The following is a 15,688-nucleotide window of genomic DNA, read 5'->3' as shown; positions in this document are numbered from 1 at the left end:
CATGTACCAATTCGTACTAACTGGCGATGCCGTCATGGGTCGCTATTGCCAACATCAGCCAAAAGTAAAAAACACCAATCCGTGGATCCGCTGGTTTCTCAGCATATTTCAACAGAAAGGTAATCCGCTATGACACCTACCGACATTACCGAAGCAAGGAAGCTTTATAGCTCATTGAACGAGCAAGATTTAGAACAAGCTGGACAAGTCGCAGAGAGGCAGGAAAAGGCACTGCGGGTTCATAACCTAATTAAAACCTTTGAACACCTCCCTGAATTCGACCGTGAAGCTTTCAATATTTTAGTTGATGAGTACGACTTCGAGGGGCTCGACACCGCACTCTACAACGTCCTATTTGAGAATGCCAAATGGCAACAGGCGCTGGGAATACAGCGGCGACTGGCTGAGCATGATGAGGCGGCATGATGGAACCGGGCCACTATCAAGATATATCAAACGAGGATTATCACTCGGGTCCGGGGGTAAGTAAGTCGCAACTGGATGATGTGGCTATTAACCCCGCAATACTTACATGGAAGAAAACAGCGCCTGTAGATACGGAAAAGCTAAAGGCGCTGGATATGGGGACAGCACTCCACTGCCTGCTACTTGAACCTGATGAGTTCGATAAGCGATTCATCAAAGCGCCAGAGTTTAACCGGCGCACAACGGATGGTAAGGCAGCAGAAAAGGACTTTCTGAAAGAGTGCGAAGAGTCAGGGAAGACCGTAATGGACTTTGAACAGCACCGGAAGCTGGAACTGATGCAAGGGAGTGCAATGGCCCACCCGGCGGCCAGATACTTTTTAGAAGCAGAAGGATACTGCGAATCTTCAATCTATTGGACGGATGAAGAAACATCAGAACTATGCCGGATCCGACCGGACAAGTTTCTCACCAGTCAGCCAATCATAGTGGATGTGAAAAAAGTGGCTGACATGGATCGCTTCTCGCGACACATCGAAGAGTTCCGGTATCACGTGCAGGACGCTATGTACCGGGACGGCTATCTCAATCACTTCAACGAATACCCGACATTTCTGTTTATCGCAGTAAGCGAAACCATTAACTGTGGTCGATACCCCACCCGCGTATTTCAGCTCGATGCTGACGATGTAGCCGCTGGGCATGACCTTTACAGAAAGAACCTGCAAACCTATCACGAATGCCGACTCACCAACGAATGGGGCGGTGTAGAAACCATTTACCGCCCGGCATGGGCAAGGAAAAAGAACAATGACTGACATCGCCAACATCGAACTCAGCAATGAGCCAGCTATCACCAATGCGAACGTGGCTATTTTTAGCCCTCAAAATCTGATGGCCATCCAAAATTTTGCAACGCTAATGGCAAGTGGCCGGTCAACAATCCCATCGCATCTTGCCGGTAACAAAGCTGATTGCATGGCTGTTGCAATGCAAGCCGTTCAATGGGGTATGAACCCGTTTGTTGTTGCCCAGAAAACCCACGTCGTCAGCGGAACGCTGGGGTATGAGGCGCAACTGGTCAACGCGGTAATTTACGCAATGGCACCTACAAAAGACCGGATTCATTATGAATGGTTTGGCCCATGGGAAAACGTGATCGGCAAGTTCGCAGAAAAAGTTTCAAAGAACGGCAATAAATACATAGCACCAGACTGGACTCTGGCAGACGAGAAAGGCTTAGGGATTCGAGTGTGGGCGACGATGAAGGGGGAGGATGAACCGCGCGTTCTTGAGCTTCTTCTGTCTCAGGCTCAGGTGAGAAACTCCACCCTGTGGGCAAGCGACCCTAAGCAACAATTGGCCTATCTAGCCGTTAAGCGCTGGTCTCGCCTCTACTGCCCCGAGGTTATTCTCGGCGTTTACTCCACTGATGAATTGGACGGAAAACCAAAGCCTGAGCGAGATGTAACCCCGCGCACCAATGCCGACCTGAACAAGATGATCAACACCAAGAAAGCGGAGCCAATCGAGGGCGAACTGGAGACGACAAAAGTAGATGAGCGCTCACCTGATGCCCTGCTTGCTGACTTCACCAACGCAGCCAGCAACGCAAAGTCAGTTGCAGATCTGGAGAAATTCTTCAAATACAGCCAGCGTGTCCTCGCTAGCCACCCCGACCAGCTGGAAAAGGCGATCGACATTTACAGCATCAGAAAAGCTGAGATGGAAGAATCCGTGGGGTAACAGATATATGGATAATCCGCATGGAAACATCACGGTAGGCGCGGTGACGCTACCTTATYCCCGAATACATCATGGATGGATTACCCCGAAGAACCGCATTGAACGGAACCCATTTAAAGCGCAATTGATTGCGGAGCGGTTCAACTCATGCTTGAAGCTATCAGTCGCTGCTAACGGACTGGTGGCTTAAATCCCTTACCCCTCCACTTAACCGGCAGYCRGTCTGCTGAGGAATAGTTGTGTCAAAAATTCGAGAAGCCATTAACAAGGCACTCCAATACCGAGTCACTCCATCCGAGTGGCTTTTAATATTGTCGGTGATACTCGCTATCTGTTGTGCGGGTATTGCTTATCTGATTATCGATTCGTTTTGAGGTGACTGATATGGCGAAGGAATATTTTGTCATCAGCGTAAATCACACTATGCGCCATAGCCGCTACATACTTTTGTGGGCGGAAAACAACGCTGGATATAGAGGGAAAATAGAGTCTGCTGGGCGTTATGAAGAGGACAAGATTTTATCTTAAATCAGATATTACAACTCAGGATGCGACACTATTGCCGTTCCGTGTGAATTGCTGGAGCGTCTTGCCGTCCCTGTGGATGAAAATTTTTTCGATACTGAAGGCGGGGGATGGGTGATTAATTCTAGAAAAAATTGGATTGAGATTTTAAAACACACAATCTGCAAACCACAGCATGAGCCAAAGCCTGAATACAAAGGCTCACGTCGCAAGCAGGAGGCATGATGGATAGGAATATCGAAGAATTGAGAATTGCTCGCCTTAAAAGTAAGTTTGAAATAGCCAAGTCATACGGATCTGACCAGTTAACCGTACCAATGCCAGATTTAGACGCACTGATAGCCCAGCTGGAAGCGGCTCAGCGTGATCGCAATCTTCACTACATCGTGAGCGAGAAGTTTCGCATCGAATTGATTGCAAGTGAAGCAGCGTTATCAGCGGCAAACGAGAAGCTAAGCAAGCCGGTTGTATTGCCAAAGAAAATATATTTAAAATCATCAAGATGTAATGTTATCAGTTGGTCAAAAACATTTGATGCGATAGAGGCAGCCGGTTTCACGGTAGAGGGGAATGCAGATGCTGAGTAAAGAACAGCTGGAAAAACGAATTGCAGAAATTCGAAAAATAGCTAGCGAAATGAAATGGTCGTCAGTTGAACATAGTCAGGTGGCACTCAATGATGCGGAGGCATTAGAAGAACTGCTATCACTGCGTGAGCAACTTGCAGAGCTGAAACAGCAGAAACCTATAGGCCAAGTCATTAGCTGTAACGGCAATAAAACCCTCGGTTGGATTAATGACGCGCCGGTAGGTACCTTGTTATTCACAGCGGCCAAGCCAGCAGATTCAGTAACACTTCCAGCGCCAGCGAATTATGATGACTATGGCCCCATGATATCACTCGAAAAAACCATGGCGGCGCTAGCCTTGCGTGGCATTGAATACACGGTTAGAAGGTGAGGAAATATGCTAATCGGCTTTGTCCTACTTGTCAGTTCCTGCGGCCTTGACGCCTGCGAAGCGCTGCCAGTTTCAGAAAACATCTACCCTACCCAGACAGAATGCCAGAACGTGTCCGCACTGATTAAAGAACGCCGCCCGGCGGTAGTGCTGATCTGTGGCGAAGTACGCCGATAGCGGGTCTATAATTCTCCTGACAAAGGAGGATATATGCCTAATGTAAAGTCGTAATAATAAAACCAGATGGCAAAACCGATATCATTACAGCGCCTAGAGGAACTGTTCTGATCGGAGTTAACCACACGAGAAAAGATGAAAAAGTTAAACATCAATTTATGCCTGTAGAAGAATACAGCATAGGATCGGAGGAATATTACATAGCTAGGTGGTCACCTTTAGTAACAGACGACCAGGTAGATAATGCGGTTTTAGAACACATCCATTCAATTAACACCCAAATTAAAACATCCAATTAATACCCCATAAATTACGGACTCACGGAAACGGATTTCACCAAATCTGGAGTATCCCCTATGAAAACTCACGGACTGAAAATCAGACCGGAATTCTTTGCGCCTGTATACCAGGGAATTAAGACTGCCGAGATAAGGCTCAATGACCGTAATTACCAGGTGGGTGACACGCTAACGCTGCGTGAATTCGACGCCGGTAACTACACCGGAAGCTTCGTTAATCGCCAAATAACACACGTTGCCGACATCGGCGATATAAAGCCGGGATACGTGCTGATTAGCATGATCCCATACCAAATTGCAGAGGTGGCCTAATGCCCGACGATATCGATAACGCTTCAGCTCTCGAACAGCACAACATCGACACCGCAATAGCCAACCGGCCAAAGCCAAAAATGACATTCACCGGGCGCTGCCACTTTTATGAGTGCCGCCGGGCAATTACTCGCGGGTTGTTCTGTGATGCTGACTGCCGGGATGACCATGAGATTGACGAACGGCGGAAAAGGAATGCGGCATGAATAAAGGCGTGATTATTTGCCTGTGCGACCTAACCGGGATTATGGCTTCCCCGTGGATAGCAGCTGGGTATGATGCAATCTTAATTGACCCACAGCACCCCAGCGGGATTAGCACTTCCAAATCAATAACCCGAGTTGGGAATGTAATTGATACCCCGATCGTATGGGATTTATTGCGCTCAATACATAACCCGGTATTTGTAGCCGCATTTCCACCGTGCACTGATTTAGCTGTAAGCGGTGCGAGATGGTTTGATTCAAAAAGAACGATTGACCCAGCATTTCAGTTTAAAGCAATGCAAGTTGTTTGGCAGTGTCATGTCATTAGCGAAATGCTTCGTGTTCCATACATGATTGAAAACCCAGTAAGCCAAATAAGCTCTTTCTGGCGAAAACCTGATTTCTTCTTTCACCCTCATCAATTTACTGGTTACGAGCCTGATGACAATTATACAAAGAAAACATGCCTATGGACTGGTGGGGGATTTGTCATGCCAAATGAATTCAAGGCGGTTGGTGTAGGGGTTCCAGATGACCGTATTCATAAAATGGCTCCGAGTGAGAATAGGGCTAATTTGCGAAGCGCTACACCTCGTGGTTTCGCCGAGGCAGTTTTCCAGGCTAATGCGCCGCATCTGAAAGCGTTAAGAGAGGCGGCATGAGTGACTACCAGCTTATCTATTGCGACCCGCCGTGGCAGTACAGCAACAAGGCCAGCAACGGGGCGGCAAATAATCACTATGGAACGATGACGTTAGCAGAGCTGAAACGCTTGCCTGTCTGGTCGATGTCAGCACCGGATGCTGTGCTAGCCATGTGGTACACGGGAAATTTCAACCAAGAGGCTCAGGAAGTCGCCGAATCCTGGGGTTTCCAGGTGCGCACGATGAAGGGGTTCACCTGGGTAAAGCTAAACCAACTGGCCGAAGAGCACATTAACAAGGCTCTGGCCGCCGGTGAGGTGCAGGATTTTTACGATTTCCTCACCCTACTGAATGACCAGTCACGGATGAATGGCGGTAACTACACGAGAGCCAACACGGAAGATGTGTTAATCGCCGTGCGCGGGCGGGGGCTGGAGCGGCTGAACGCCAGTATTAAGCAAGTAGTTTACTCGCCGCTTGGTCACCACAGCGAAAAGCCGTGGGAAGTTCGAAACCGGCTGGAAATGCTTTATGGGGATGTGAAGCGCATCGAGTTATTTTCAAGGAAGGAGTTGCACGGGTGGGATACTTGGGGCAATGAGTGCGGTAAGTCTATTCAACTGATACCGGGGAGAGCTGAAGGAATATGAGCGAACTAATAATTCACCTTGATTGGGTGCTGCTCTTTATCGGCGGCATCATCGCCTACTGGTGGCTGTTCTGCTGGAAGGAGTGAATGTTTGGAAGCAACAATCGAAAATGCCATCAGATCGGTTGCCCGGCAGTGCAGAACAGAAATCATTAATTCCACCGCCGGTATACCTAAAACTCAGCACGACCCCATCGTTACGAAAATCCTCGATCGCTACGCAAAAAAAATAACCGCCCTACCGCCTAACTCGTTTTCGGCTAAGCGGTGGTTGAGCTATTTCGTCAGGCAGATCGACAAAGAAATAAGAGGCCAACAATGAATGATATAAAAATCGATGTTCCTCCTGTTCTGATAAACAGAACGGCTATCCAGCAAATGCTCGGCGGGATATCGAGAACGACCTTTTACCATCGCCGCAAAGAATGGAAACAACAAAATACGCCATTCCCACCCGAGGTAAAGGAGTTGTCAGCCCCTAAAGGTGGCGCACTATTCCGATACCAGGACGTGATTAAATTCTGTCAGGACATGGGGCTGATTTCATCGACACACGTTTGAATCTTAGACGCCCACAAATCTGCCGCCTCTATCTGCTCGCGTATGTAATCATGGTGGTCATATACCGCGAGCATACCCGCCATTTTATGCCCAAGTATCTTTTCTGATACATGCGGTGCAATGCCGAGTTCTGCCATTTTTGTCTTTACGGTTCTGCGCAGATCATGCATTGCCCAATCAGTCACGCCCATCACCCTGCCTACCTGATCGGCCATCGATAAAAGAACCCCTGCGGACATCGGCCTGTCGGTCTGAATCGTTGCCGGCGGGAATACCTGGCCCAGCTTAGGATAAATATCAAACGCTTCTCTTAGCATGGTCACTGCGGCGTCAGAAAGCCCCCTCACGAACCGGCGCCGGGTTTTAGATAACTCCTCCCGTATTGCCCACGTCTTTCTATCCAAATCAAAATCCTGCTTTTTAGCCATGCGCAGCTCTATACCGCGACAGCCAGTAAGCAAAACTAATTTTATAAATAGCTTATTCTGGTATGCGAGCTTGGATGAATCGACAGCAAGCCAGAATAGTCCTATCTCCTTATCGTTAAGGAATCGGTCAATAGTTCGGATTGGATCGCCAACATCGGCGACTGACAATGGAGTCAGGACGTTCCGGATGATTCGGTTACGCCGTAACGAATAGTTAAAAATCTGTTTCATCTTGACCAGCATCATGCCAGCCATCACCGGTGCGCCATTTTCCCTCATTCGCTTAAAGACTGATTCCCAGTGTGCTATCTGCATCTCATCGACCGTCATTCTTCCAACATATGGCGTGACATGCAGGTCAAACATCCTTATCCAGTAATCATACTTAACCAGCTTTTTAGCCTGGGGACTTTCTAACCACTCGCTTATGCAGTCACTAACACTCGGGGCCTGAATTTTTTCGCTCATTGCCATCTTGCGCTGAACCGACGGCTCTCTCCCCTCACTGAGGTGCTGGCGGCACACTTCAACAGCATCCCTCGCTTCTTTTAGCGACATAGTTCCATAGGTGCCGATCTTCATGCGCTGTAATTTCCCAGCAAAGCGATAGCGGTACTGAAACGAAACTAGCCCCTTAGGGCTAACCCGGACAGATAATCCATTCGCGTCAGGAAGTTCAGTCGGGCCATCGTAGGGTTTTCCGACTATTTTTCTTAGCTTCGTGTCATTCAGCGCCACGACATTACTCCGGCAAATTTGGTACGCAATTTGGTACACAAATATTAACGCACGGAATAGAACAAAGTGAAACAGTCATGAACGGGTATAGTGCCGAGAATCTTGATGGTTAGTGGCTTTCTGCGAGGACTTAAACGGAGATGAACGAGTGGGAATGAGGTGGATTGCTTACACGACAGATCACATGTAACAGTATAATTTAGTTTAAATTCAATTTGTTATGTGCGCTATCCGACTTTACCTTGCCTGATATATACACTCATATGTACACAACTCGTTTTGTATCTATGGTGTGACGCAATAACTGACAAAACATAGTAACACTCACAATATGTGATTATCCACCCGCAGAAGTGGGAATGTTGATATCCCTGCCCTTTAGTTTCTCAAACGCTCTGCCCCACATGCGTTTTTGTGATAGCGGGTTAAGATTAAATGCATTTAATTCCCTATTTTGACGTAGGAAGATTCACACTAAAGCCAAATAAAGGCTAAATCTCCGGTTCTGAATCATTGATTTGTTTGGCAATGAGCAATAGCATTTCAGGGTTAAAAGAGGCATTGAATATGATAAATATCCCCCTACTGTTACAACCTCGAATTGCTTAACCGGCGGTGATGATTTGAACGTGTAATCACTGCCACTAACTTACGTTCGTGGCTCGGATGTTTTTGAAAAAGGAATGAGACCATGCAAGATAAACATTGGTCGAAAACAGAGCTACTTCACCAAACGGTGAAAAATCCTAATATCATCATCAAAGGTACGCACAGCTATTACAGCCATTGCTGGGATGAAGGTTTTGAAAAATCGGTTGTTCGCTATCTGCACGGTGATGCCATTAGCCAACAGTGGGAACCTCTCGGAAAGATTGACCAACTGATCATTGGCAATTATGTATGTATAGGCGCGGAAGCCGTTATTTTAATGGGTGGAAACCATACTCACCGCATTGATTGGTTCAGCTTCTATCCCTTTATGGAATCTATCAGCGAATCTTATCAGCATCGAGGTGACACAATATTGAGCGATGGCTGCTGGATTGGGATGAGAGCTATGATCATGCCCGGAGTTACCGTCGGTGAAAGTGCCATTATTGCCTCAGGCAGCATAGTCACCCGCGATGTCGCCCCTTATACAATCGTTGGAGGAAATCCAGCTAGCGCAATAAAGACCCGCTTTTCTGAGGATATTATTCGCCGCCTTTTAGCACTGCAAATTTATGACCTGCCAGAGCAGGAAATTAACAAAATCATACCGTTGCTATCAGGCAATGATATTGACTCTTTGGAACGAGCGATTGAAGCGCTACGAGATTCTCACAACTAAGATAATCATGATTAAATAGCCTTGTTTATGGCTCAGCGGTGAAGCATTTTCAACCTTCACCGCTGCTTTACCTTCGTCGCTTATTTATTTTAAATCTGACAAATTCTGCACCACTAAAATCTACATTGCAGCCGACTGGATGTGAGAACACCCACGGCCAGTATTTAGGGCTATACTGAAGACGCTTCCCGCGCCCGCGGTGACAAGGGAAAACGGCCTACTATTCAGGGAGTAACCCAATAATGAACATTCATACTTTCATCATGTTGGCAGCCAGTGGGCTAAATATTGTTAGCGTTTTAGTTTTGATTTATGGCGTGGTTAAATGCCTATTCGCATTTATAAAAAACGAACTGCAGCGCGGCGAATCAAATATTCAACGTATTCGACTGGATTTGGGTGGTTATCTGTTGCTGGCACTGGAAATATTAATCCCGGCAGACATTTTGAAGACGATCATTGAACCCGATTACAAAGAATTAATCATTCTAGCTTCTATTGTCGTGATTCGAATCGTACTTTCGATTTCTCTCAGTAAAGAGCTGAAATCCTTGAATACTGAAGAATAGTTAAGTATTCGGCGATATTTCAAACAACAGAGCCGGTAGTTTACCTTGGGTTTTAGCGGTTACCTAAATGACAATTCGCCGACTGAAAAGCGGGCCAAAAGCAGCCAAGGGGGAGTATTTCTTCCTAAATAATCCCCCTGCGCTTTCAACTAACGATAGACAGAAAATTTCTTGGTTAAGGGTTTCAACATCTCTGCATCCCCGTATAAAGCTACAGCGACAAAATCCAATTTTTCAAAGTCTGTGTTTGCCGTATCAGAAATTTGCTGTTCCGCTGAATGCGAAAGCATCGTCGTGGTGAAGAAATTATACAAAACACCTTGCTCCTGGCATTTCAAAATTAAGTTGCTCAGTTGGCTACTGTTTTTTGCCTGTAATACCACCATAGGATAGTGGCTCATATTTGCGCTGATTCCCTCTATAGTGCTGGGATAAGAATGAAATTCACGTTCTTCGATCAAATCTGTTATTCCTGCGGTTAAATGGCAAGCCGCGTTAAACAGAGTCGGAGTCTCGCAATTGCGGTTTAAAATAACGTAAAATTTCTTTTCATTGTCGTTGTACATATATTCCCTCGTTTAACCCAAAACCCGCGACCAATCTGCATATTCAATAAACCATACCCAAGATATCAGTGATGCTTTGCAGCTGCCAAGTGCCGTCGAGCTGGAATTTTGCGGTTATATACTAAAACAACCTTCCTGTGGTTGCGCTCTGTCAAAGCCACGGGCATTAAAGTACTTACCTTTTTAATTCATAAGCCCATACAATAGCTTTAGCCACAATGAGTTATACATTCACAAATGTATTTATGACTCATATCGATTCAGCGAGTATGATGTACTTAGGACGCACACACTTAAGACACGATGTATTTTTTTCAGGGACGTTTACCTCACCTAGGAGGACTATTTCTTGCAGCGACAGTCGGTTTCATCTTCGAGAATTCACTCAATTGGGTATGACCCAGAGAGTCATGTATTGGAAATACAGTTCTGTGGTAATGACATTTATCAGTATGTTAACGTGCCAATACGGGTTTATAACGATTTTATGTCTGTGGTGTCTAAAGGGCGTTTCTTTGATGGCGTGATCAAAGATAAATACCTTTGTCGAAAGATTGCCTAGCCTAGAATGATTGCCAGTGGAAGTGCCCGCCCTTCCACTGTTTGTATTTTTATACCTAACCATGTGCCCCGGTTGTTACGTAGCTAAAAACATATATGTTTGTGCGACGTTTTTTCTCTGCGAAAATGAGAAACAACAAACCGATAAATCAAAGTCAATCGCTATTTTTACTACGTAATCACTCGCCACTGAGCTTATTCCTTACGCTCGTTTAGTTGCCAATAGTAACGAATGACGATTCCCACCTTGCGTTTGTGGCAGGTTATCAGCCTTCTATTTGCGAGTTTTTTCAACCGATATTCTATTTTATAGCGGCTAATTTCCTGTAGGCTCCTCATTACATCCTGCACGCTATATTTGTTCTGTGGATACTTCTGAAAGAGTTGTAAAATAGGTCGTTCAATTTCTTCTGGTGTATTAGTCATAATAAATAAAGATAATGTTTTGCCTCTAACGGGCATAATACAGTCCATTGCTACACTCACAATGTCAGTAAGTACGGGACTTACCTTGAGTCGCTGTCAATCCCGATCCAATATTAGCGTGAACTAATAATCAGAATTAATGACAACCTTCTCACCAAAATCACCATTCTTAGGCATAGGTTTATTGGTAGAATTTAATGGCCGTAACACTCTAATACCTTCTGCTCCTGCAGCTCTAGCATCAGCAATATCATTATCGGAATCTCCATAGAATATCGAGATATTTTTTTCCTTCATATGGCTCACTTTGGCTCCATCGCCAATCCCGGCAAATATCACTTTATTTAACTGTTCATCAGGAATATTAAAATCCTGTTGTAAGATTTTTGTCACCGTTTCCTTCCCGGAAGATGGCATTGGTCGACCGGTGATAAAGTACACCCGGTCACCTCGCGATAAGTGCATGTTTAGCAAGGCTGCGCCTGAAATTTTTGGCACAGAGAATTTGTCCCATCCGTTACTGACTTCGTCCCAAAATTTAGGATTCTTTAAAAAATCAAAACTATCAGGTGAGTAAATCATTTTCCCGTAGAAAAACGCCGGGCTGGAATAGAGCAAAGTGTCATCAATATCAAAACCTACACTAATTGGCTCTTTCCCTTTCAAACTCGCAGAAATTTGCTCTACAGAGACCCAATGAATAGGGTATTGCGACTGTAATTGGGTCAGCGTTGCCCCGGGGAAAATATCGGTCGACGGTGCCGATATTGCGTGCTGAATACTAAAATAGCTGCTGAAAATTAATGCTAATGCACTCAGCGCCTTTGTTCTGTTTTTCATCTTAGCTGCCTTACCGTTGTTTTAAGAATTAATTCATCCCTTACCAGTTCTATTATCTTCAGTCAGTGAGATTAAAACGCGAGCAGCTTCAAATTTTTGTGGTGTACATATTTGTTGCATAAGGATAACTGTGAGCGTCATCGCATAAAAATATATCACGCTTGGTTAATTTACTGCGGAAATAATTTTGTATAACAAAAACCAGGGAAGAAGATGAAATCGCAATTATTCAATTTGAAATTATTTGCAGTAATAGTACCTTTGGCATGTATGGTGCAACCCGCTGGTGCGGCAGAGCTCTACAATAAAGATGGCAACCGTATTGCACTTTCCGGTTCTTTTAAGGTTCGCCATTATTTCTCCGATGATAAGGGTTTTGCTGGCGACCAGTCTAAAGTTAAATTTACCTTAACCGGCGACACCAAAATTAACGATACCCTATCTGGCTATGCCCGATGGGAATATAACGTCAAAATGAATCAGGCAGAAAGTGCGGGCACTAAGAAAGATACTACCCGTATTGCTTTTGCCGGATTGAGCTTCGGTGAATATGGATCTTTTGATTACGGTCGTAATTACGGAATATTAAACGATATTAATGGATGGACCGGCGCGGTTATTCCTGTATTTGGTGGACAGAGTTACGATAATACCGATAACTTTATGACCTATCGTACCAACAATGTGGGAACGTACCGTAACCGCAATCTATTCAATTTGGTAGATGGACTAGATATCGGACTTCAGGTCCAAGGCAAAAACGACGGTTGGAATAATACTGAAGATCAAACAGGTCCACGTACCAATAACCCGCGTAGCGTAGCTAACCAAAACGGCGATGGTATGGGATTATCCGCAGTGTACACGCTGGATAATGGTCTCAGTTTCGGCGCATCTTATGCCGCATCGAAACGTACCGATGAGCAACAGTTGGATCATCGCGGTAAAAAAGCCGACGGTTGGAATGCAGGTGTGAAATATGACGCCAACAATATTTATCTGGCCGCCATGTACGCGGATGTGCGAAATATGCACTATGTCGGTAGAAAAGATGGCTTTGCCAACCAGACTCAGGCCATAGAGTTTGTCGCGCAATATCAATTTGACTGGGGTTTACGTCCATCGATCGCCTATTTGCAGGGACGCGGCAAAAATCTCGAAAGCGAATTTGGCGACAACAAAAATATGGTGAAGTTTATCGATCTTGCCGCAACTTATGATCTGAACAAGAATATGGCTGTGATCGTTGAATACAAACTTAACTTGTTGAAAGAAAATGAATTTACTCGTGCTAACCGTATCAGCACCGATGATGTGTTAGTGACTATGTTAAATTACCGTTTCTAACGCATTTCATCTTCCTGTAGCTATCAATCGCCGCCTATATTTACGCTCTGAAATACAGGTGGCGATTTCTTATCTGATGCGAGTCCAATAGTTTTCAAATACGAAGCGAGTCGAAGGCGATAGCGTTATTGAGTTAAAATAACTAACAGTTCTTCGCCATCCAAACGGGTAATACGTTCACCTTCCAGAAAACCGACTAATTCACCATTATCGCCATGAGTATAAACTTCATAGCCATCAATACGGTAAACTGGAGATCCTTCTAGTAAACGAATATATACATCACCTTCGATGAAATATTCACGTTCACCGCTCGCATTTTCGATTTCATAACGTTGGTCGAAAGGAAACTGCTTCATAACTATCCATCCTAAAAAGTGATTTCTAACGCAATGATGCCAATTTGAGTCTCATTTATAAAGACACAGGCTGCGATTATTATCATAAGAAGTGGAATCAGCCTGAATTACGTACAAAAAAATTCAATTTTGTGGTGATGACAGACAGATTTCCTCGACTTAAATCAATCGTTCAGATAATCATCAATAACTCAACGATTGATAAACGTACTCAATTGTCATTTGCATTACTGATGCCTTATTTATTACTCTCCGTTCCTTACTCGTGAATGAGAACCGTGAAACGGATTCTTCGCGTATTCTTCCGAAAACTTTTGCTGACATAATGATGAAAAATTTTAACTCACTTTTTGTTCTTTTGATCCTTGCTCTTTCTGGTTGTACCCAATGGGAAAAAGGTGGTGCTACACAGTTAGACCGCGAAAGAGATTCTGCGGAATGTAAGGCTATTGGCTACGAGAGACACAGTCCCGATATCGTGACTGATTTTGAATTCTCTTATCAGGATAAATACAAATCCTGTGAAAAGGGTAAAGATGGCTGTGACAAGGGATATCGCTACGAGAAAGAACCTGAATTTAAAACGGTTCAGAAAGATCGTAATGCATCAGCTCGCAATGCCGTTATTGATGCCTGTATGTATAAAAGAGGCTGGCATGAGCAGACCCACTACTGGCCTCCTTTCTGATCATAGTTAATCGCCTAGGTTCATCACCCCATCAAGCCCTCTTTGGGAGGGCTTCGATATAAGAAAATTTGCAATTTAATCACTTAAGCTTCCCATCATCCATATTGCTATTCCAGAAAAAGCTGCTCATAATGGGTTTCCGTTTCCGTGTAGCAATGGTTACTGGAACGCCGCCTCGACTGTTTATGCAGCCGAGGCGTTTTAATATTATAGCGTCTAGGCTTTTTATCAGCTCATCACTTATCGGTATGTTCGTTTTGATGACCCATGTCGCTTGTCACCAAATCATTCACTTATCTATCGCCCTTCCCCAATGCAACCGCTCTATCTATCAGCAAATTACTAAACGCTTATCCTAACCACCTTTACCCATATCATAACGAAACAGCTTTTAGCACGCCTAATCATGGCGAAGTATGCTATATGCAAATAATCAATCTGATAAAAAGTAAAATTAGCACGCTCATTTAAACCGATGCTGGAAAATAAATTTATTTCAATCCCATTAATAAACATTAAATTTAATAGATACTTATTATTGAATGTCGCTCAAGGGCATCACCAAACGTTACCATTCACTTATTCATCTAAATTTATCACAACAAATTAAGTGTACGCGAGATAAACAATAGCTTTCACCGATCAATCATGGCCTATTGATCTGAAGAACCGATTTTTATCTTATTTATTTATTTGTCATCATTATTCTGATTACACAAGGAAGTGAAAATGTTTAAACGTTTATGGAGTGAACTATCGGGAATTTGCATTCCTTTATCGTATTTAGCTATTGGCCTCACCTTAATTATAATAGGATGCTTATATGCCATTGGTTATCAGATAATGGCGTGCTTTTGATTTTCATCCAGAATACCAGGTGTGATGTTTTCAGAAGAAATGAACCTCCTGCACCACGCCTTTAAAGAAACAAATTAAATGCATGTATTTCAATTATTTAGAAAACATGAACAAAAATAACCAATATCATCAGTGTTTATTCCCTATTTTATTGTTTAGTATTAAATGAATATCTTAGTAAAAGGAATAAATCATGAGTAACATTGAAGATGACCTAAAAGTATTTCACCGATATTTCTTACGGACACAAGTAAAAAATAAGGAAATAAAAGGTTGGTTTTGTCGTTTTATCTACATCCCTGTGGGTGAAAGAATGGAAATATTGGATGAGTTACTTAGACCTTATTCAGGGAAAAAATCGTAGTTATCTATGCATTTAACTAATAGGTATTTAACTAATAGCCATTTAACTATAACATTAAACGCCGTGATATCTACGGTTTATTGAAACGCAGATATCAACGGCGAGATTG

The 15,688-nt window shown here is 44.1% G+C and carries 24 protein-coding genes; 20 read left to right on the top strand and 4 right to left on the bottom strand.

Features of this window, described 5'->3' with window-relative positions; all coding sequences use genetic code 11:
* Position 1 precedes the first annotated feature (1 nt).
* From PL78_RS20935 to PL78_RS19095, 14 genes are all read left to right on the top strand, one after another.
* Complete coding sequence (locus tag PL78_RS20935) at positions 2–133, top strand: hypothetical protein (protein WP_256966774.1); 132 nt, start codon at positions 2–4, stop codon at positions 131–133.
* Positions 130–426 (top strand): hypothetical protein, encoded by a 297-nt coding sequence (locus PL78_RS19140; RefSeq protein ID WP_064518136.1) that lies wholly within the window; start codon positions 130–132, stop codon positions 424–426. Before PL78_RS20935 ends, PL78_RS19140 begins: the two co-directional genes overlap by 4 nt.
* The gene (locus PL78_RS19135; RefSeq protein ID WP_064518578.1) at positions 426–1,244 is read left to right on the top strand and encodes a PD-(D/E)XK nuclease-like domain-containing protein; all 819 of its coding nucleotides are present in this window, start codon (positions 426–428) and stop codon (positions 1,242–1,244) included. The genes PL78_RS19140 and PL78_RS19135 overlap by 1 nt, the downstream gene beginning before the upstream one ends.
* Positions 1,237–2,172, top strand: coding sequence for a RecT family recombinase (locus PL78_RS19130; protein ID WP_064518134.1), 936 nt, complete (start codon positions 1,237–1,239; stop codon positions 2,170–2,172). Before PL78_RS19135 ends, PL78_RS19130 begins: the two co-directional genes overlap by 8 nt.
* Positions 2,173–2,179: 7 nt before the next feature.
* Positions 2,180–2,362, top strand: coding sequence for a DUF1317 family protein (locus PL78_RS19870; protein WP_071925625.1), 183 nt, complete (start codon positions 2,180–2,182; stop codon positions 2,360–2,362).
* A 194-nt stretch (positions 2,363–2,556) separates the two neighbouring features.
* On the top strand, positions 2,557–2,700 hold the full coding sequence (locus tag PL78_RS20510; RefSeq protein WP_158513777.1) for a hypothetical protein: 144 nt from the start codon (positions 2,557–2,559) through the stop codon (positions 2,698–2,700).
* A gap of 218 nt (positions 2,701–2,918) precedes the next feature.
* Positions 2,919–3,284, top strand: coding sequence for a hypothetical protein (locus tag PL78_RS19125; RefSeq protein ID WP_128821942.1), 366 nt, complete (start codon positions 2,919–2,921; stop codon positions 3,282–3,284).
* Complete coding sequence (locus PL78_RS20660; protein ID WP_064518130.1) at positions 3,274–3,657, top strand: hypothetical protein; 384 nt, start codon at positions 3,274–3,276, stop codon at positions 3,655–3,657. Before PL78_RS19125 ends, PL78_RS20660 begins: the two co-directional genes overlap by 11 nt.
* A gap of 6 nt (positions 3,658–3,663) precedes the next feature.
* On the top strand, positions 3,664–3,834 hold the full coding sequence (locus PL78_RS20620) for a hypothetical protein (RefSeq protein WP_167349944.1): 171 nt from the start codon (positions 3,664–3,666) through the stop codon (positions 3,832–3,834).
* A 356-nt stretch (positions 3,835–4,190) separates the two neighbouring features.
* Positions 4,191–4,445, top strand: a complete 255-nt coding sequence (locus PL78_RS19115; protein ID WP_064518129.1) for a DUF3850 domain-containing protein — start codon at positions 4,191–4,193, stop codon at positions 4,443–4,445.
* Entirely contained in the window at positions 4,445–4,651 is a 207-nt protein-coding gene (locus tag PL78_RS19110) for a hypothetical protein (protein ID WP_064518127.1), read from the top strand. Before PL78_RS19115 ends, PL78_RS19110 begins: the two co-directional genes overlap by 1 nt.
* On the top strand, positions 4,648–5,313 hold the full coding sequence (locus PL78_RS19105) for a hypothetical protein (RefSeq protein ID WP_064518125.1): 666 nt from the start codon (positions 4,648–4,650) through the stop codon (positions 5,311–5,313). The genes PL78_RS19110 and PL78_RS19105 overlap by 4 nt, the downstream gene beginning before the upstream one ends.
* Positions 5,310–5,945 carry an MT-A70 family methyltransferase gene (locus tag PL78_RS19100; RefSeq protein WP_064518123.1) on the top strand — a complete coding sequence of 212 codons (636 nt, stop codon included), beginning with the start codon at positions 5,310–5,312 and terminating at the stop codon, positions 5,943–5,945. The genes PL78_RS19105 and PL78_RS19100 overlap by 4 nt, the downstream gene beginning before the upstream one ends.
* Positions 5,946–6,035: 90 nt before the next feature.
* Positions 6,036–6,266, top strand: a complete 231-nt coding sequence (locus tag PL78_RS19095) for a hypothetical protein (protein ID WP_064518121.1) — start codon at positions 6,036–6,038, stop codon at positions 6,264–6,266.
* Between the two features lie 202 nt (positions 6,267–6,468).
* On the opposite strand, the gene PL78_RS19090 is transcribed toward PL78_RS19095, so the two are convergent.
* Complete coding sequence (locus PL78_RS19090) at positions 6,469–7,671, bottom strand: tyrosine-type recombinase/integrase (RefSeq protein ID WP_064518119.1); 1,203 nt, start codon at positions 7,669–7,671, stop codon at positions 6,469–6,471.
* Positions 7,672–8,362: 691 nt separating this feature from the next.
* Here PL78_RS19090 and PL78_RS19085 point away from each other — a divergent pair.
* Together PL78_RS19085 and PL78_RS19080 are read left to right on the top strand one after the other, a co-directional pair.
* The gene (locus tag PL78_RS19085) at positions 8,363–9,001 is read left to right on the top strand and encodes a CatB-related O-acetyltransferase (protein WP_064518116.1); all 639 of its coding nucleotides are present in this window, start codon (positions 8,363–8,365) and stop codon (positions 8,999–9,001) included.
* A 242-nt stretch (positions 9,002–9,243) separates the two neighbouring features.
* The gene (locus PL78_RS19080) at positions 9,244–9,570 is read left to right on the top strand and encodes a DUF1622 domain-containing protein (protein ID WP_064518114.1); all 327 of its coding nucleotides are present in this window, start codon (positions 9,244–9,246) and stop codon (positions 9,568–9,570) included.
* Positions 9,571–9,719: 149 nt separating this feature from the next.
* On the opposite strand, the gene PL78_RS19075 is transcribed toward PL78_RS19080, so the two are convergent.
* A complete protein-coding gene (locus tag PL78_RS19075) occupies positions 9,720–10,136 on the bottom strand; it encodes a DUF2000 family protein (protein WP_064518113.1) in 417 nt (138 codons plus the stop codon).
* A 349-nt stretch (positions 10,137–10,485) separates the two neighbouring features.
* On the opposite strand from PL78_RS19075, the gene PL78_RS19860 reads away from it, so the two are divergent.
* Positions 10,486–10,698 carry a KTSC domain-containing protein gene (locus tag PL78_RS19860; RefSeq protein WP_071925623.1) on the top strand — a complete coding sequence of 71 codons (213 nt, stop codon included), beginning with the start codon at positions 10,486–10,488 and terminating at the stop codon, positions 10,696–10,698.
* A 548-nt stretch (positions 10,699–11,246) separates the two neighbouring features.
* Here the strand turns inward: PL78_RS19860 and aphA are convergent.
* Positions 11,247–11,963, bottom strand: a complete 717-nt coding sequence (gene aphA, locus PL78_RS19065; protein WP_064518109.1) for an acid phosphatase AphA — start codon at positions 11,961–11,963, stop codon at positions 11,247–11,249.
* 270 nt (positions 11,964–12,233) lie between these two features.
* On the opposite strand from aphA, the gene PL78_RS19060 reads away from it, so the two are divergent.
* Positions 12,234–13,310, top strand: coding sequence for a porin (locus PL78_RS19060; RefSeq protein ID WP_235601051.1), 1,077 nt, complete (start codon positions 12,234–12,236; stop codon positions 13,308–13,310).
* A gap of 125 nt (positions 13,311–13,435) precedes the next feature.
* Here PL78_RS19060 and PL78_RS19055 read toward each other — a convergent pair whose 3' ends face one another.
* The gene (locus tag PL78_RS19055; RefSeq protein WP_064518105.1) at positions 13,436–13,669 is read right to left on the bottom strand and encodes a hypothetical protein; all 234 of its coding nucleotides are present in this window, start codon (positions 13,667–13,669) and stop codon (positions 13,436–13,438) included.
* Between the two features lie 325 nt (positions 13,670–13,994).
* On the opposite strand from PL78_RS19055, the gene PL78_RS19050 reads away from it, so the two are divergent.
* Positions 13,995–14,357: a hypothetical protein gene (locus PL78_RS19050; RefSeq protein WP_306423399.1), complete on the top strand. Its 363-nt coding sequence runs from the start codon at positions 13,995–13,997 to the stop codon at positions 14,355–14,357.
* A 1,051-nt stretch (positions 14,358–15,408) separates the two neighbouring features.
* Entirely contained in the window at positions 15,409–15,579 is a 171-nt protein-coding gene (locus tag PL78_RS20505; RefSeq protein ID WP_158513776.1) for a hypothetical protein, read from the top strand.
* The last annotated feature ends 109 nt before the right edge of the window (positions 15,580–15,688 follow it).

Source organism: Yersinia entomophaga (genome assembly GCF_001656035.1).
GTDB lineage: Bacteria > Pseudomonadota > Gammaproteobacteria > Enterobacterales > Enterobacteriaceae > Yersinia > Yersinia entomophaga.
The sequence above is the reverse complement of the archived record's forward strand: the minus strand, read 5'-3'. Positions and strand labels throughout refer to the sequence as shown.

Bases quoted from the DNA above. Each gene is read 5' to 3' on its own strand.
- PL78_RS19130 (WP_064518134.1), top strand. From the start codon at position 1,237: ATGACTGACATCGCCAACATCGAACTCAGCAATGAGCCAGCTATCACC.
- PL78_RS19060 (WP_235601051.1), top strand. From the start codon at position 12,234: ATGGTGCAACCCGCTGGTGCGGCAGAGCTCTACAATAAAGATGGCAAC.
- PL78_RS19050 (WP_306423399.1), top strand. From the start codon at position 13,995: ATGATGAAAAATTTTAACTCACTTTTTGTTCTTTTGATCCTTGCTCTT.
- PL78_RS19135 (WP_064518578.1), top strand. From the start codon at position 426: ATGGAACCGGGCCACTATCAAGATATATCAAACGAGGATTATCACTCG.
- PL78_RS20620 (WP_167349944.1), top strand. From the start codon at position 3,664: ATGCTAATCGGCTTTGTCCTACTTGTCAGTTCCTGCGGCCTTGACGCC.
- PL78_RS20660 (WP_064518130.1), top strand. From the start codon at position 3,274: ATGCTGAGTAAAGAACAGCTGGAAAAACGAATTGCAGAAATTCGAAAA.
- PL78_RS19110 (WP_064518127.1), top strand. From the start codon at position 4,445: ATGCCCGACGATATCGATAACGCTTCAGCTCTCGAACAGCACAACATC.
- PL78_RS19105 (WP_064518125.1), top strand. From the start codon at position 4,648: ATGAATAAAGGCGTGATTATTTGCCTGTGCGACCTAACCGGGATTATG.
- PL78_RS19085 (WP_064518116.1), top strand. From the start codon at position 8,363: ATGCAAGATAAACATTGGTCGAAAACAGAGCTACTTCACCAAACGGTG.
- PL78_RS19100 (WP_064518123.1), top strand. From the start codon at position 5,310: ATGAGTGACTACCAGCTTATCTATTGCGACCCGCCGTGGCAGTACAGC.
- PL78_RS20510 (WP_158513777.1), top strand. From the start codon at position 2,557: ATGGCGAAGGAATATTTTGTCATCAGCGTAAATCACACTATGCGCCAT.
- PL78_RS19080 (WP_064518114.1), top strand. From the start codon at position 9,244: ATGAACATTCATACTTTCATCATGTTGGCAGCCAGTGGGCTAAATATT.
- PL78_RS20935 (WP_256966774.1), top strand. From the start codon at position 2: ATGTACCAATTCGTACTAACTGGCGATGCCGTCATGGGTCGCTATTGC.
- PL78_RS19140 (WP_064518136.1), top strand. From the start codon at position 130: ATGACACCTACCGACATTACCGAAGCAAGGAAGCTTTATAGCTCATTG.
- PL78_RS19075 (WP_064518113.1), bottom strand. From the start codon at position 10,136: ATGTACAACGACAATGAAAAGAAATTTTACGTTATTTTAAACCGCAAT.
- PL78_RS19115 (WP_064518129.1), top strand. From the start codon at position 4,191: ATGAAAACTCACGGACTGAAAATCAGACCGGAATTCTTTGCGCCTGTA.
- PL78_RS19055 (WP_064518105.1), bottom strand. From the start codon at position 13,669: ATGAAGCAGTTTCCTTTCGACCAACGTTATGAAATCGAAAATGCGAGC.
- PL78_RS20505 (WP_158513776.1), top strand. From the start codon at position 15,409: ATGAGTAACATTGAAGATGACCTAAAAGTATTTCACCGATATTTCTTA.
- PL78_RS19125 (WP_128821942.1), top strand. From the start codon at position 2,919: ATGATGGATAGGAATATCGAAGAATTGAGAATTGCTCGCCTTAAAAGT.
- aphA (WP_064518109.1), bottom strand. From the start codon at position 11,963: ATGAAAAACAGAACAAAGGCGCTGAGTGCATTAGCATTAATTTTCAGC.